Below are 15213 nucleotides of genomic sequence, written 5' to 3' on the forward strand. Positions count from 1 at the left end.
CCTACAAAAAGATATAAAGTGAACGGGCGATTACATCTCCCCTTTATAATAACCTGCATCTGTGAGAATATTACGTAAGATAGTAGCACGTGCCTTTATCATATCGAAGTTTGGATCTTCGGACTCGATGTTGAGCACAAAGAAGGAAGGGTGTCTGTTTTCCTCGATCCAGCCTACCATCCAGCCAATATGTTTCTTACCTTCTCTACCCCAGCCGGTTTTGTGGAAGAGTTCATATTTATCAGTTTTTTCGCGCAGCATCATGCCTCTCACTTCTCTCATGGCAGTTTTGGAGAAAGGCAGTTGATCGAAGTATAATTTCTTTACGAGACCCAGTTGTTCATCCGGGCTGATTTTCAGGGAATTGTCCAGCCAGAAGGTATCAATACGGCTGATTTTCATGTTACCGTACTTCACGGAGTCGAGCCAGAGTTGCATGCCTTTTTGACCAATGCGGCGGGCTAATTCCTGGTAATAAGGAACTGCCGATACCCGAAAGGCCTCTCCCATAGTCAGATCTTTATTCCACTCAGGCATTTCGCGGGTAACGCTATCCCATGGAATAACGAGGGTGGTATCTTTCGCCACACCTGTTTGCAGGCCTACCAGGGAATTGAAGATTTTAAAGGTAGATGCAGGTAGGAATGCCTGTTTGGCCCGGTCCAGGTTATATACCTTGAATACGCCGTTGCTGTTGTTGAAGAGCATGAAGGTACCTTCTACCTTAAATTCACTGAAGTATTTTTCCCAGCTTCTTTCTTCTTTAACGTTGTTGGGAGCACAGGCTGCCAAGGATATAACGACAACTGCCAGCACCCAGCCGAGTTTTTTGATCATGATCTAATATTTGGTAGCTGCAAAAGTAAGTATAAAGCTGAAAGCAAAAAGCCAAATGGCGCAAAGTGCAGGCAATCACTGCCACTCCTTGCGCCAATTTCAGCATTTATGAGGATGGGAACTCCTGCCTTATTTAATTACACCCAGTTCTTTACCTACTTTGGTAAATGCGGCAATCGCCTTATCGAGGTGTTCCTGTTCGTGCGCGGCACTCAGCTGTACACGGATGCGGGCCTGACCTTTAGGCACCACCGGGAAGAAGAAGCCGATTACATAGATGCCTTCTTTCAGCAGCTTGTCAGCAAATTGCTGGCTCAGCGGAGCATCATACAACATTACCGGTACAATCGGGTGATCGCCTGGCTTAATGTCGAAGCCGGCTTCGGTCATTTTGCTGCGGAAATATTTGGTGTTGTATTCCAGTTTATCACGCAGGTCGGTAGTTTCGCTCAGCATATCCAGTACTGCAATGGAAGCACCTACAATGCTTGGCGCTACTGAGTTGGAGAACAGGTATGGACGGCTGCGCTGGCGCAGGATGTCGATCACTTCCTTAGGCCCGCTGGTAAAACCGCCGGAAGCACCGCCGAGGGCTTTTCCGAGGGTACCGGTGATGATATCTACCCGGCCCATTACACCGCGGTATTCGTGTGTACCACGACCGGTTTTACCCAGGAATCCGGAAGAGTGGCTCTCGTCAGACATTACAATGGAATCGTATTTATCCGCCAGGTCGCAGATTTTGTCCAGTTGGGCAATGGTACCGTCCATGCTGAAGGAACCATCTGTAACGATGATGCGGCTGCGGCAATCTTTGGCCTCCTGTAGTTTTGCCTCCAGGTCGGCCATATTATTATGTTCATAACGGAATCGCTGTGCCTTACACAGGCGTACGCCGTCGATAATAGAAGCATGGTTCAGGGCATCGGAGATGATTGCATCCTGTTCACCAAACAGGGGCTCAAATACGCCACCGTTGGCATCAAATGCTGCCACATATAAGATAGTATCTTCAGTGCCGAGGAATTTGGAGATTTTCTGCTCCAGTTCACGGTGAATATCCTGGGTACCACAAATGAAACGTACACTGCTCATGCCGTATCCATGCGTATCAATCGCATCTTTGGCGGCTTTGATCACTACCGGGCTGGATGACAGTCCCAGGTAGTTATTGGCGCAAAAGTTAATTACAGTTTCGCCCCCAACCTGTATTTCAGCTCCCTGCTCCGAAGTAATGATACGCTCTCTTTTATACAGACCGGCCTTATTGATTTCGTCCAGTTCTTCCCGTAAGCGGGCAGTAAACTTGGTATTCATGTTTTTTTCTGTTTAAACCTTGTAATTGCTTGTTGCAGCACTAAAATATTACGATTATCAATCGTTTAGGCCAGAACAGGAGTTTGATGTAAAAAGTTTGACCCAGGTGTAACATTTAGTTACTGCTCTCCGTCATAATAGTATCATGATTATTGATGCCGTAATTGATTAAACTGATACAAATAGCTTATACAGAAGGAGTTATTTTTTCTCTAAATATATAAGAATTAGACAGTCAGTTTGTTATAACTGTTCCCTGCAACTGGTATGTGTGAAATTGTGGTTTGTATGTGGTGTGGGATGAAAGAACCGGATGGATTCCGGGGATTGGCATTGAAGTATTTGTCGGAACTTAGCACTAAATCCCGCGCCACCTGAATGACGGAAAAGGAGTACAATAAATGTGTGGATCTGTACTCGGACAATCTCTTTCGGTTCATTGTCAAGAATTTAGAGAACGCGGAAGATGCCCGGGACGTAGTACAGAACTCATTTGAGATATTGTGGAAGCACTGCCAGGATGTGCCTTTTGAAAAGGCCAAGTCATACCTGTTTACAGTGGGCTACCACAATATGATCGACCATGTCCGTAAGGTGAAGCGCATCACGCTGGTAGAACAGTTTAAGGAGGAAGAGAAGATATCGGATCATAAGATCAACAATGCCAAGGAAGTGATTGCACAGGCATTGGCTAAGCTAAGTGAAGTGCAGCGTTCGCTGGTGATGTTAAAGGATTATGAGGGTTATAGTTATGAAGAGATAGGAGAAATCATGAATCTGAACCCCTCCCAGGTGAAAGTTTACCTGCACAGGGCCAGGATTCATCTCAAGAACTACCTCGTAAAAATCGAAAATGTTATTTGATATTATTATAATTGCTAATAATTAGTTTGTCAATAGATATTAACATATCAAATTATGAGGCTTTCCTGCTCAGTTATATAGATAACGAGCTAAGCGGGGAAGAACGGACTGCACTGGAAGCATTCCTGCAGCAGCATCCGGCCATCAGGCAGGAGCTGGAACTGCTGGACAGTATCCGGCTGGAGCCCGACGAGGATATTGTATTTGATCACAAACACGCCCTGTACAGGGGAGTGGGATCAGATGAGCAACTGAAAACCCTCATGCTGGATTATATTGATGGCGAACTCAATACTGCCGGTCAGCTGGAACTTACCAGCCACTTGCAGTCACACCCGGAAGCAGCCAAAACACTGGCGCAGTTCCAGGCAGCAAAACTTGATCCAACTGAACAAATAGTGTTCCCTGACAGGGCTTCGCTGTACCGCACCACTAAAACGCCGGTACGCCGTATTTCCCCTGTATGGTGGGGAGCCGCAGCAGCTGTAGTAGCAGGCGTACTGGTATGGATGATGCCATTCAACAAGGTGGACGATCAACCTGCCAAACCTGTGCTGGCACACGCTACGCCCCAGCACTCACCAGTACCTGTACCTGCCCCGACCGTACTGGACAATGAAGATGATTTAGTTAACAGAAATACTGTCAATACTCCTTCCGCAGAAAGAAGTACCACTAAAACGCCAGCAGCATTAAAGCCTAAGGCCGTCACCGTGCATCAGGAAGCCATACCTCAGCCCGCCGCTGCCAGCCAGGTAAGCAAAGCTGATGTAGCAGCTATTCCGTTGCCTCCACCCAGAAATGTATCCCAGGAAATTGTTGAAAAACAAGCATCGGCAGTAACCATGCCTGCGGTAGCATCCAATCACCCGCTCGCAGCTGATAAGCCAGCAGAAAAGGAGCCTGTTTTGGCAGCTAATGCCGCCACCGCTAGTACCAACGTGGCTGCCAGCCGGCCTGCTCCCGAAAGTGTTAAAGGTGAACTGCTCATCTCTGTCAGTGGTAGCGATAGTAAAATCCTGGATAAGGTGACCAATGTGGCTAAATTTTTCTCCCGGAAAAGGAATAAATAATATTTGAAAATAGCATATGAAGCATAAAAGTTTACTCACACTGTTGCTGTTGTTGTTGTGGTCAGGATTAACTCATGCACAGAAAGCTGTTGATACATACAAGGACCCCGGTGCTGTAGCTGATACTATTCAGATCAAAGGACTCATTATCATTAAAAGTAAGAACGATAAAGGCCGTAATAGCTACAAGTTCTACAGTGATACCGCCTACGCCAGAAATAAACTCAAAAAAAACCTGCAGACCAGGTTCTTCGTATTTGATTTAGGGTTTAACAACTATATAGACAGAAGTGACTATACAGGCGCCGCCTACGCCAATTATTTCGCAGGCGTAAATCAGTCCTCCCAACTGACAGTTGCCAACAAGGATGCCTACAGCTACTCCGCAGTAGGTTTAGCCACCATGGCTCCAAGGTCAGCCAGTCAGCCACTGACCCCCTCAGAGTTCAAACTCATCACCGGAAAGTCTATCAATTTCAATATCTGGCTGTTAGAACAACGACTTAATATAACAAAACACAAACTTAACTTGTTATATGCTGTAGGATTGGAAATGAATAACTACCGATATGCCCGTAATATCAGCTATGAACCGGGTTATCCTACCACCATCATCCGTGATAGTGTAGAGTTTTCAAAAAACAAGCTTTTCGCTGAATACATATCAATTCCGCTAATGCTAAACTTCAATTCTAACCCTGCCCGCCCCGCGCGAGCCTTTCAGGCTAGCTTCGGTGTACAGGGAGGTTATCTCCTGAAGGGCAGAACAAAACAGGTAAGTGATGAAAGAGGAAAAGTCAGAAAAACAGATGACTTTAATCTGAATAAATGGCGCTTCGGACTCGCCAGTGAACTGGGTTACGGACCAGTTAAACTGTACGCTAATTTTGCACTTACCGCCCTGCATGACTACGGTTTGCAGCAGTATCCATTCTCTATCGGTCTTCGATTGAATGGATTCTAATGTTTTTGACCAGATTCTAAATTGAAATTATGCGTTCATTAGTTGCCCTTATGGCCTGCATAGGCTGTATCGCATGGGTACATTCCTGTGATGAGAGATTGCTCGGCGTTCGTGTAGGAACGCAACCCGACGTAAATATTCCTACACTGGCTAGCCCAGGAAGCCCTGTAGATAACGATCTTGCTATTTTTGCCGCCGCTCAGGCGCTGGAGCATAATGTGGTATCCGCGCCGGCACGTAGCAAACAGCTGGCAAAAGTCTATCCCGCTAAATCCAGCGCCCATAGAAAGCCCGCTGAAAACACAAATATCCTGCTCGCCGCCGCCGTGAGCGAAGTAGACTCCCTGTTCGTCAGTACAGTGAACTATAAGTCCACCGACCTGAACCCCTAACATCTCTCTTTACCCCTCAACACAACCCCCATCTGGATAATTACAACCGGTTGTAATTGGCCCCGCATTGCCGTTTATATATTTATCTTCCCCATTTACAGGTTTTTTTTATAGTTCCGGCTATATTTGAGTGCTATTTAAAAAAACCAATCATTTTATGAGAATTCTTAAACAGGCAACCCTGGTATTAGCGTTCGCCGGCTCATTTTCAGTGGCCGGAGCGCAGGATAAATACGAGTGGAAAGGTGCCTCCTCGGGTGGTTATACCTATAAGTATGTAACCAACGACCCGATGAAAGCGCGTTTTTACACCCTGAAAAATGGACTCACCGTTATCCTCAGTGTCAACAAAAAAGACCCAAGAATCCAGACCCTCATCGGTACACGTGCCGGTAGCAACAACGATCCTAAAGATCATACCGGGCTGGCGCACTACCTGGAGCATCTCCTCTTCAAAGGCACCCAGGTATACGGAACACTCGACTGGTCAAAGGAAAAACCTTACCTGGATCAGATCGAAAATCTCTACGATAAATACAATAAAACCACCGGTAGCGACGCCCGTAAAGCAGTATACCACCAGATCGACAGCATCTCCGGTATCGCCGCCAAATACGCCATCGCCAATGAGTACGATAAACTCATGACCGCCATGGGCGCACAGGGAACTAACGCCCACACCTGGACAGAAGAAACTATCTACGAGGAAGATATTCCTTCCAATGCCGTAGATAAATACCTCTCCGTACAGGCAGAACGTTTCAGAGATCCGGTGTTCCGCCTCTTCCATACCGAACTGGAAGCAGTATACGAAGAGAAAAACCGCGGCCTGGATAATGATGGCCGTAAAATGTATGAAACAATGCTCAGCACCCTGTTTCCTACCAACAACTACGGTCAGCAATCCACCATCGGTACCGTGGACCATCTGAAAAATCCAAACCTGAAAGCCATCCGCCAGTTTTACAACGAATACTATGTGCCTAATAATATGGCCATCGTAATGGCGGGCGACTTTGATCCGGACTATGTGATCAAAGCCATCGATCAGCGTTTCAGCTACATGCAGCCTAAACCGGTTAAAGAATACAAACCAGCTCCTGAAAAGCCTATCAGCGCCCCAATCGTTAAAACCGTGATGGGTCCTGATGCTGAAAACGTAATGATCGCTTTCAGAATGCCAGGCGGCCTGGATACCAAATCTAACCTGCTGCTGGGCGTAATGTCTGCCATCCTGCAAAATGGTAAAGCAGGGCTGTTTGATCTCAACCTGAACAAAAAACAGGAAGTATTAGCAGCCGGAGCAGACCTCCTGCAATGGAAAGATTATTCCATCCTCATGCTGAATGGTAAGGCAAAACCTGGTCAGTCACTGGAAGATGTAAAGGCACTCCTGCTCGGTCAGATCGATATACTTAAAAAAGGTCAGTTCGATGAGTCACTTGTAAAAGCAATTGTAAACAACGCCAAGCTGGGAGAGCTCCAGGGTCTTGAAAACAACAGCAACCGAGCTAACAGCATCATGGACGGTTTCATCAAAAGTCGCGGTAAAAACTGGGCCTCTGATGTTGCTTACGTGACGGATATGAACACGGTTACCAAACAACAGATCATCGATTACGCAAACAAATACCTGGGCAACAACTATGTGCTTTTGTATAAGCGTAAAGGTGAAGACAAAAACATCGAAAAGGTAGAAAAGCCTTCTATCACACCGGTAGAAGTCAACAGGGAAGCACAGTCGCCGTTCCTGGAGAAAGTTGCTGCCATGCCTGCTACTCCGGTTCAGCCACAGTGGCTCGACTACCAAAAAGATATTCAGAAAGGCAAAGTAGGTAATGCTGATGTGCTGTATGTGCAGAACAAAGACAATGGACTGTTCCGCCTCTACTACCGCTTCGATATCGGTACCCTGAACGATAAAAAACTGATGCTGGCTGCCAGCTATCTGCAGTTCCTCAGCACAGATAAATACAGTGCAGATCAGATCAGTAAAGAATTCTACAACATCGCTTGTAACTTCAACGTACAAGCTGGTAGTGAAAATACTACAGTGACCATCAGCGGTCTGCAGGAAAATTTTGATAAAGCAGTTGCTTTATTTGAGCACATCATCGCCAACTGCCAGCCGAATGACGCTGCACTGGCTGCGCTGAAAAGCCGCCTGAACAAGGTAAGAACCGACAGTAAACTGAATAAAGGCAATATCCAGAAAGGCCTTAGCAACTACGCCATGTACGGTGCTAAAAATCCTTTCAACTACACGCTGCCGCAGGCAGAGCTGGATGGCCTTACTTCCAAAGAGCTGACAGACATGCTGCACAACCTGATGAATTACAAACACACCGTAATTTACTGGGGTCCGCAAACACTGGCTGCTGCTACAGCTGACATCACCCGCCTCCACAAAGTACCAGCTACTTTTGCCCAGGCACCGGCAGCTACTAAATTTGCAAAACAGGCTACCGGCAATGCACAGGTGCTGTTTGCCGATTACGATATGGTACAGTCCGAGGTAAACTGGGTTAGAAACAATGGGGAGTATGATCCGGCTAACACAGGTATCATCAACCTGTTCAATAACTACTTCGGTGGTGGCATGGGTTCTATCGTGTTCCAGACCATCCGCGAATCCAAAGCGCTGGCTTATTCTACCTACGCTTTCTACGCAGCTCCTGACAGGAAGAATGAGAAATATTCTACTGTTGCCTACGTAGGTTGCCAGGCAGATAAAATGAATGAAGCCATTGCTGGTATGAACGAACTGCTGAACGTAATTCCACGTTCAGAAAAGGGGCTCACTACCGCTAAGCTCAGCATGAAACAGGATATTGAAACAGAACGTATCACCAACGATGGCATCATTTTCAGTTACCTGGCCGCTCAAAAACTGGGTCTGGATTATGATATCCGCAAACAAGTGTACGAGTCTATCGATAAAATGAATTTCGATGATGTGAAGAAATTCCATGATAATAATCTTGCTAACAAGCCATATATCTATTGCATTGTGGCCAGCGAGAAAAAAGTAAACCTGGAAGATCTGAAGAAACTGGGTGAAGTGAAAGTAGTATCTCTCGAAGAAATCTTCGGATACTAAACTTAATGATATTTCCGGAACGGGGATAAAGCGGTCTTAGACCGTTTTATCCCCGTTCTGCTTTCTGGGCGGTATCGGTTCAGATCACAATAAATAAAGGTCTTCCTACGTTAAAAGCATTTTATCGGATACCCTATGGAAAAGTGCCGTCTTTATTGGATCGCAGCCCTGTTGTCGTTATTTGCGCTCACAGGGTTTGTGAATAACAATGACCTGTATAATGTGCGATTAAACAATTCAAACATTGATGCAGATAAGATTTTTTTATTGATAGATAAGAGTGACTACCGCATGTATGTGTATGAAGATGTAACCTTGCGGAAGATTTATAAAGTCGTATTCGGAAACCGCGACCAGACAGACAAACGCCGGGAGGGCGACCGACTCACACCTGAAGGAACGTTTCATATTCAAAGCAAAAGAATTGACAGATTGTGGAGCCGGTTTTTGTTGCTCGATTATCCGAATGAAGCAAGTATACAGAAGTTCAGAACCATGCAGGACAACGGTGTTATTGCTGCATCTGCAACGCCAGGTGGTGGAATCGGCATTCATGGTGTAGAATCAGGCTCAGGCATAACGGATGCTTATGTAGAAGGCCGTATCAACTGGACCCTCGGTTGCATCAGCATGAAAAACAGGGATGTGAATGAACTGTTTGAGTTCATTAAAGTGGGCACTCCCGTAGTAATCAGGAAATAATTTTTTATATAGGGAGATGCTGATTTCGGATGGCAGCGATGCCACTTAACTTTGAGAGAGCTCCTCCGGATCGCATGTAATGGAATAGTTTCCCACCAGGGGAAATTCCATGAATCCACATATATAGACGGGTATGACCGGGTGAAGGGGCGCGCTCCACTCGTATGGTGCGCGCTTTTTTTATTGATGCTGCAGAAACTTACGAACTTCTCTTTTCCACTCTGCCGGCACCTTGCGGCAGAAAGACTCATGACCCGCTTTCTCTATCACATAAAGTTGCTTGTTTGTTGTGCCCAGGTTGTTGAATACCGTTTTTGTTTCATGTTGCATCACGCGGATATCTTGTTTGCCCCAGAAGTAGAGCGTAGGCATGCTTACTTTTTTTGCGTATGCCGCTGGCTGCATGCCAAAGCCCCAGAAGCCTTGTTCAAGGCCGCCCCAAAAGGTCAGGAGCTGTGAAAGTGGGGTAGTGGGCAGATGTACGGAGCGCATGCGGCTGTTTACCGCATCCACGAGCGTAGCATACGGGCATTCTATAATGATTTTTGCCGGTTGCAGCTGGTATTGGGCAATACTGTTAAGAATGGCCGCAGCACCCATGCTTACGCCCCAGAGCACAATTGGTTTTTTAGATTGCTGTTGCACATACTCCATGGCGAGTTTGACTTCTTCCTTTTCATAAAACCCGATACTACAGGTATTACCGCCACTGTTACCGTGTGCCCTGAAGTCGACCAGCAGTGTGTTATATCCCAGGCTGCGGAAATAAGCCGCTTCCGGCAGCGGGCCCTGTTTGGAGCCATTGTAGCCGTGGAAGAGGATGACATTACCAATGGGGTTGGCTACCGGTATCCACCAGGAGTTGATACGAATTCCTTTGGCAGTCTTCAGATTTACGTCTTTATAAACGGTATCAGGAAAATGCTTTATAACGGATTTGGATATACGGACCCCTAGCAGTATCATCTGCATCTTTTCTCCGATAGCCATTTGCTCCGGCTTTTTATTAACATGACTTGGGTCGTCGTAGAAATGGGTAAACTTCCATACATGGAACGCAGCGATCACATTGAGGAGGAGGAAGAGGGCCAGGAGTAAGTATCCCAGGCGTTTAAGCAGTTTCATAAAATGTCTGTTGGTGTCGACAGTCCACCGCGCGGAGTGCGGAATCTCTCCGGTAGGCGGAGGAGTATATTGGAAAAAAAGCAGCTGCCCGTTAAGGCAGCTGCAACAGCATATTAGAGTTTACCACGTTTGATTTCTTCTACCACGCCAGGATCGAGGAGGGTAGAGGTATCACCGAGGTTGTCCATATCATTTTCAGCGATCTTGCGAAGGATGCGGCGCATAATTTTGCCGGATCTGGTTTTAGGAAGGCCGCTTACAAACTGAATTTTGTCGGGTTTGGCAATAGGTCCGATAATGCGGGCTACTGTTTGTGCGATATCTTTTTTGGTAAGCTCTGCATCATGGGTGAGTTTTTCCATGGTAACGTAAGCGTATATACCCTGACCTTTGATATCGTGAGGATAGCCGACTACTGCGCTTTCCACGACACCTGCGTGCATGTTGATGGCGTTTTCCACTTCTGCGGTACCGATGCGGTGTCCGCTTACGTTGAGCACATCATCTACACGGCCGGTGATGCGGTAGTAACCATCGTCATCGCGGAGGCAACCATCGCCGGTGAAGTAGAGGTTTTCGTAGGTGCTGAAGTAGGTATTACGGAAGCGTTCATGATCGCCATAGGTGGTGCGTAGCATACCTGGCCATGGGAATTTGATACAGAGGTTCCCGTTCACGCCGTTGCCTTTGATCTCCTTACCGGTTTCATCTACCAGTATTGGCTGTACGCCGGGGAGCGGGAGGGTGGCATAGCCAGGTTTTTCTTTGGTCACACCGGCAATAGGAGTGATCATGATACCACCGGTTTCTGTTTGCCACCAGGTGTCTACGATGGGGCATCTGCCTTTACCGATGTTATCTTTAAACCAATGCCATGCTTCCTCGTTGATAGGTTCCCCTACGGAGCCCAGTTTACGGAGCGAGCTGAGGTTTTTATGATTTACCGGACCGAGGCCAAAGCCCATCAGGCTGCGTATGGCTGTTGGGGCGGTATACAAAGTGTTTACGCGGTATTTATCCACGATTTCCCAGAGGCGGCCGGCGTCAGGATAGGTAGGTACCCCTTCGAACATCAGCGTGGTGGCACCGGCGGATAATGGGCCGTAAATGATGTAGCTATGACCGGTGATCCAGCCGATATCGGCGGTACAGAAGTACACTTCGCCGGGCCGGTACTGGAAGGTATTTACGAAAGTGTAATTGGCGTAAACCATGTAGCCTCCGCAGGTGTGTACTACACCTTTGGGTTTGCCGGTGGAGCCGGAGGTGTAGAGGATAAAGAGCATATCCTCTGCGTCCATTTCTTCGGCGGCTACCGGTGGGTTGCCCATTGTTTCTACCGCTTTGATTTCATCTTCCCACCAAACGTCTCTGCCTTTAAGCATGCTCACGGGGGTACGGGTGCGGGTGCACACGATTACTTTACCTACGGTAGGGCATCCCATGAGGGCGTCATCTATAACAGATTTCAACGGAATATCTTTATTGCCGCGGAAGGCACCATCGCAGGTGATCACGAGGCTGCAGGAAGCGTCTTTGATTCTGTCGGCGATGGACTGTGCGGAGAAGCCGCCGAATACCACGGAGTGGATGGCACCAATGCGGGCGCATGCCAGTACGGATATGGCGAGTTCAGGAATCATGCCCATGTAAATACATACACGATCTCCTTTTTTAACACCGTTGTTTTTGAGTACGTTGGCAAACTGTACTACTTTATTGTATAATTCACGATACGTGAGGATACGATGTCTTTCTTCCGGATCATTAGGTTCCCAGATGATCGCCGGCTGGTTGCCGAGCGTACCGAGGTGGCGGTCCAGGCAGTTTTCAGTAATGTTCATTTTGCCGCCCTGGAACCATTTAATCTCCGGGTCTTTAAAATTCCACTCCAGCACTTTATCCCATTTGCGGCGCCACAGAAAGTGGTCTGCAATGTTGGCCCAGAACCCCTCTGGGTCCATTACGCTCTGTTGATAAGCCTGCTGGTATTCTTCAATGTTCTTAATCTGGTATGGGTACGACATAGCACCGTAATTGTTAATTGGTTAAGTACAAGCATTTCCTAACGGGCTTTAAATTTAAGAAAAATTGGAAGTTTGATAGAGAAAATCTAAACAGGGGGCTTATTTATTAAATTTTTATACAACAAAAAAACCTCAGCTTACAAGAATGTAATGTGAGGTACTCATTTTTTGTGTCGTTAATTAGAAATTAAAGATTCATTTTGACGAGTTTTTTTTCTGTGTTCTTGAAAAATAGCGGTTCGTATCCTGTAATACTTCGAACAGGACCGCAATAATTTTTTCTTTTTCTGCATTACTAAGCGCAAAGTTTATTTCTCCATGCTCATCAGGTTTGTCTTTCAACCTCATTTTGCGATAGAATGTAGGAACGCTCCATTTGCATTCTTTACAAACACGTTCCCGAAACGTGATCGGGACGTTTGTTAGTCGGGCGTGAAATACCGCCAGGATATTTTTACTGCTTTTCGGCATCGTGGATTTAATCTTCTCAATGGTTGGTTTGAGTCGGGGCAACATATTTTTAGTTTTAACAAAGGATGAATGAATATTAATTGTGTAAGCAAATATATTTATAATCTTTTTGAATGTAACAAATTATTCATACATTTTTTTAATCAATATTTGTCGGTTGAAATGCAGTGTGGTAGGGTGTTTTATTGAGCGGGTGCTTGACTGTAGCGGGCAAAATTTCTCAAAAAAGTATACATTTTGTCAGGTGGTTTGCTGACACAAAAAATATCATTACGAAATAGGTGTTCCCATTCTAAAAGTGATAATCATTTGATCATAATTATTCGTTTAAGCGTTTACGTTACCCCCGCCAAACGGTGATTTATGCATTAAGAAATTGTTGAAATAATAATTTTATTATCATCATGCGGCAGTTTTTTGCTAAATTATACGGCGATTACCTCCGGGGAGTTCCGGAAGGCGGTCATGTAAACAAAAAACTTAACGATGCAGACGAGCCTGATACACATGGGGCATAGGTTAAAGCAGATTCTGAAACAAAGGAAGATCAAGGTCATCGACTTTGCAAAGAAAGCCGGATTTACCAACCAGATAGCGCATTATCACCTCCGCAAAAGTGATATGAAAAGAGCCAACCTGGAGCGTTTTTGCACTATCATTGGCATCACCACAGAAGAGTTCATGCGCTGGAACGGCGCACAGCTGATTGCGCAGGATAAAAACCTGCATCATGGAGAACGCCTGGTCGCCATTATTGCCGAAAAAGGGCTCAATAGAAGCCGTCTCGCAGAGCGGATGGATATGAGCCGCAGAACCATGTACAATCTCTTCGAAAAACAGACTTTCTCGCCCAGTGAGCTGGAACGGGCCGCAAAAGCCGTAGACATAAGCCTGGAAGCCTTTTTAAACCCAGGGACAGTGGACGAAGCCCGGAACAGCGACACGGAAGAAATGATGACCCAAAGAGAGAAATACTATAAGCTGCTCGAAGACCATAACGAACTGCTCCACCTTTACAATAACCTTAAGGACGAAGTAATCCAGCTACGCCGGGAACTCCAGGAGGTTAAGAAAGTTGCGAAAACCCGCTGATTTTGATACGCAGCGTATCAAAATGATATCTTTTTGTCAATAATTATAATGATATATATTGTTAGCTTGTAATCATAAAGAGCTATATTTGTGTGACTGTGTGTACCCCGGAATTAACTAAAAAACACAGTTTTACAAGCTTATGATACCACATTATGAGATCCATCATGGTATACGTTTAAGGCGCATTTTAAGAGATAAACGGTTCGTACTCACCACCTTCGCAAAGCTTGCCGGATACACCCGGCCTGGACTGTACGATAACTTCCTTAAACCCAAAATCAAAACAGAGAAACTGATGAAATTACTCCAGGTTATCCCAATCACCCTGGAAGAGTTTCTGAACTGGGACTCCCTGAATGAGCAAAATACCCCCCACCAGGGTGAACGACTCCTGCTCTACTTCGCTATTCATAAGCTGAAACCAAAGCAGGTAGCCAATTCCCTAAATATTAAGACGGATGAATTATATGAGTGGACTGATCAGGAAGTATTCAGCACTGCACAGCTGCAGCTGCTGGCGACCGCCATACAGCTCGATCCCGCCTATTTCACCAATCCGAAAACAGCGCTGCAGGAGGTAAACTGGATGGAAGCCTACCTGGATAAATCTATGGAGCTACAACAATGTTCAAGAAGATTGAAAGCACTGGAAAAGAAACAACCAGCGCAGATCTGACTATCGTGTGAACTGCTATTACTTTACCAGCGCAGGCGTCAACTGAAAATATGCAGCCACTTCCTGCCAGTTGTTTACCCGCTTGTAGTCGTTAATATAAATATTGTGAGGAGCCGTAAATAATAATCGCTCACCTTTAAAATAACGCAGGTTCTTATCGTGGTCGTCTATCATGTAATCCGCTTCCACAATGGTTTTGGAACCACATAATACCACGTTCCTCCAGCTGATATAAGGGAAATGTTCGCCCAGCCAGTCTATCTTCTCCTTAAGAGATAAAGGAAACTCCGTGGCAGCAGATACGATAAATACCTCATGCTTGTCCATCAGCGATTGGATCACCTCCTGGCTATCCGGCATTACCGGCAGGCCACGGAAAAAGCCCTCCTCATGGATAAATTTCAGCGTTTCCCCTTCTATCGGAAAGCCTCCGCCATCCGGATGGCCGTTGAGCGACTCCCGCGTTACCCTTATGCCATGCTTTTGCTCATATAAATGGATCATGTGCGCCGTTAAGTCTGCCATCACATTGTCCATATCAATTGCTATTCTTGCCATATTTTGCTGTTT

14 protein-coding genes are annotated in these 15213 nt (G+C 46.1%); 8 read left to right on the top strand and 6 right to left on the bottom strand.

Annotated elements, in window-relative coordinates; genetic code table 11:
- Positions 1-30: 30 nt before the first annotated feature.
- Positions 31-837, bottom strand: coding sequence for a class D beta-lactamase (gene blaOXA, locus KW844_RS02025; protein ID WP_218375034.1), 807 nt, complete (start codon positions 835-837; stop codon positions 31-33).
- Positions 838-966: 129 nt separating this feature from the next.
- The gene (kbl, locus tag KW844_RS02030) at positions 967-2154 is read right to left on the bottom strand and encodes a glycine C-acetyltransferase (RefSeq protein WP_218375035.1); all 1188 of its coding nucleotides are present in this window, start codon (positions 2152-2154) and stop codon (positions 967-969) included.
- Between the two features lie 378 nt (positions 2155-2532).
- Between kbl and KW844_RS02035 the strand changes: the two genes are divergently transcribed.
- The 6 genes from KW844_RS02035 (at position 2533) to KW844_RS02060 (ending at position 9249) form a co-directional block, all read left to right on the top strand.
- Entirely contained in the window at positions 2533-3018 is a 486-nt protein-coding gene (locus tag KW844_RS02035; RefSeq protein WP_073084517.1) for an RNA polymerase sigma factor, read from the top strand.
- A gap of 26 nt (positions 3019-3044) precedes the next feature.
- Positions 3045-4091, top strand: a complete 1047-nt coding sequence (locus KW844_RS02040; RefSeq protein WP_218375036.1) for a hypothetical protein — start codon at positions 3045-3047, stop codon at positions 4089-4091.
- A gap of 16 nt (positions 4092-4107) precedes the next feature.
- Positions 4108-5055, top strand: coding sequence for an outer membrane beta-barrel protein (locus tag KW844_RS02045; protein ID WP_218375037.1), 948 nt, complete (start codon positions 4108-4110; stop codon positions 5053-5055).
- A 29-nt stretch (positions 5056-5084) separates the two neighbouring features.
- Positions 5085-5447: a hypothetical protein gene (locus KW844_RS02050; RefSeq protein ID WP_218375038.1), complete on the top strand. Its 363-nt coding sequence runs from the start codon at positions 5085-5087 to the stop codon at positions 5445-5447.
- Between the two features lie 157 nt (positions 5448-5604).
- Positions 5605-8547 (top strand): pitrilysin family protein, encoded by a 2943-nt coding sequence (locus tag KW844_RS02055; RefSeq protein WP_218375039.1) that lies wholly within the window; start codon positions 5605-5607, stop codon positions 8545-8547.
- A gap of 135 nt (positions 8548-8682) precedes the next feature.
- A complete protein-coding gene (locus KW844_RS02060; protein ID WP_218375040.1) occupies positions 8683-9249 on the top strand; it encodes a murein L,D-transpeptidase family protein in 567 nt (188 codons plus the stop codon).
- A 180-nt stretch (positions 9250-9429) separates the two neighbouring features.
- On the opposite strand, the gene KW844_RS02065 is transcribed toward KW844_RS02060, so the two are convergent.
- From KW844_RS02065 to KW844_RS02075, 3 genes are all read right to left on the bottom strand, one after another.
- Positions 9430-10374 carry an alpha/beta hydrolase gene (locus KW844_RS02065; protein WP_218375041.1) on the bottom strand — a complete coding sequence of 315 codons (945 nt, stop codon included), beginning with the start codon at positions 10372-10374 and terminating at the stop codon, positions 9430-9432.
- A 113-nt stretch (positions 10375-10487) separates the two neighbouring features.
- A complete protein-coding gene (gene acs, locus KW844_RS02070; RefSeq protein WP_218375042.1) occupies positions 10488-12401 on the bottom strand; it encodes an acetate--CoA ligase in 1914 nt (637 codons plus the stop codon).
- Between the two features lie 195 nt (positions 12402-12596).
- Positions 12597-12917, bottom strand: a complete 321-nt coding sequence (locus KW844_RS02075) for a hypothetical protein (protein WP_218375043.1) — start codon at positions 12915-12917, stop codon at positions 12597-12599.
- Positions 12918-13358: 441 nt separating this feature from the next.
- Here KW844_RS02075 and KW844_RS02080 point away from each other — a divergent pair, with 441 nt between their 5' ends.
- Together KW844_RS02080 and KW844_RS02085 are read left to right on the top strand one after the other, a co-directional pair.
- Positions 13359-13964 carry a helix-turn-helix transcriptional regulator gene (locus tag KW844_RS02080; protein ID WP_218375044.1) on the top strand — a complete coding sequence of 202 codons (606 nt, stop codon included), beginning with the start codon at positions 13359-13361 and terminating at the stop codon, positions 13962-13964.
- Between the two features lie 142 nt (positions 13965-14106).
- Positions 14107-14643 carry a hypothetical protein gene (locus tag KW844_RS02085; RefSeq protein WP_218375045.1) on the top strand — a complete coding sequence of 179 codons (537 nt, stop codon included), beginning with the start codon at positions 14107-14109 and terminating at the stop codon, positions 14641-14643.
- A gap of 18 nt (positions 14644-14661) precedes the next feature.
- Here the strand turns inward: KW844_RS02085 and KW844_RS02090 are convergent, their stop codons facing one another.
- Positions 14662-15201 (bottom strand): 5'(3')-deoxyribonucleotidase, encoded by a 540-nt coding sequence (locus KW844_RS02090; protein ID WP_218375046.1) that lies wholly within the window; start codon positions 15199-15201, stop codon positions 14662-14664.
- Between the last annotated feature and the right edge of the window lie 12 nt (positions 15202-15213).

This window comes from Chitinophaga sp. sic0106, from assembly GCF_019219075.1.
Classification (GTDB): domain Bacteria; phylum Bacteroidota; class Bacteroidia; order Chitinophagales; family Chitinophagaceae; genus Chitinophaga.

Bases quoted from the DNA above. Each gene is read 5' to 3' on its own strand.
- blaOXA (WP_218375034.1), bottom strand. From the start codon at position 837: ATGATCAAAAAACTCGGCTGGGTGCTGGCAGTTGTCGTTATATCCTTG.
- kbl (WP_218375035.1), bottom strand. From the start codon at position 2,154: ATGAATACCAAGTTTACTGCCCGCTTACGGGAAGAACTGGACGAAATC.
- KW844_RS02035 (WP_073084517.1), top strand. From the start codon at position 2,533: ATGACGGAAAAGGAGTACAATAAATGTGTGGATCTGTACTCGGACAAT.
- KW844_RS02045 (WP_218375037.1), top strand. From the start codon at position 4,108: ATGAAGCATAAAAGTTTACTCACACTGTTGCTGTTGTTGTTGTGGTCA.
- KW844_RS02050 (WP_218375038.1), top strand. From the start codon at position 5,085: ATGCGTTCATTAGTTGCCCTTATGGCCTGCATAGGCTGTATCGCATGG.
- KW844_RS02055 (WP_218375039.1), top strand. From the start codon at position 5,605: ATGAGAATTCTTAAACAGGCAACCCTGGTATTAGCGTTCGCCGGCTCA.
- KW844_RS02060 (WP_218375040.1), top strand. From the start codon at position 8,683: ATGGAAAAGTGCCGTCTTTATTGGATCGCAGCCCTGTTGTCGTTATTT.
- KW844_RS02065 (WP_218375041.1), bottom strand. From the start codon at position 10,374: ATGAAACTGCTTAAACGCCTGGGATACTTACTCCTGGCCCTCTTCCTC.
- acs (WP_218375042.1), bottom strand. From the start codon at position 12,401: ATGTCGTACCCATACCAGATTAAGAACATTGAAGAATACCAGCAGGCT.
- KW844_RS02075 (WP_218375043.1), bottom strand. From the start codon at position 12,917: ATGTTGCCCCGACTCAAACCAACCATTGAGAAGATTAAATCCACGATG.
- KW844_RS02080 (WP_218375044.1), top strand. From the start codon at position 13,359: ATGCAGACGAGCCTGATACACATGGGGCATAGGTTAAAGCAGATTCTG.
- KW844_RS02085 (WP_218375045.1), top strand. From the start codon at position 14,107: ATGATACCACATTATGAGATCCATCATGGTATACGTTTAAGGCGCATT.
- KW844_RS02090 (WP_218375046.1), bottom strand. From the start codon at position 15,201: ATGGCAAGAATAGCAATTGATATGGACAATGTGATGGCAGACTTAACG.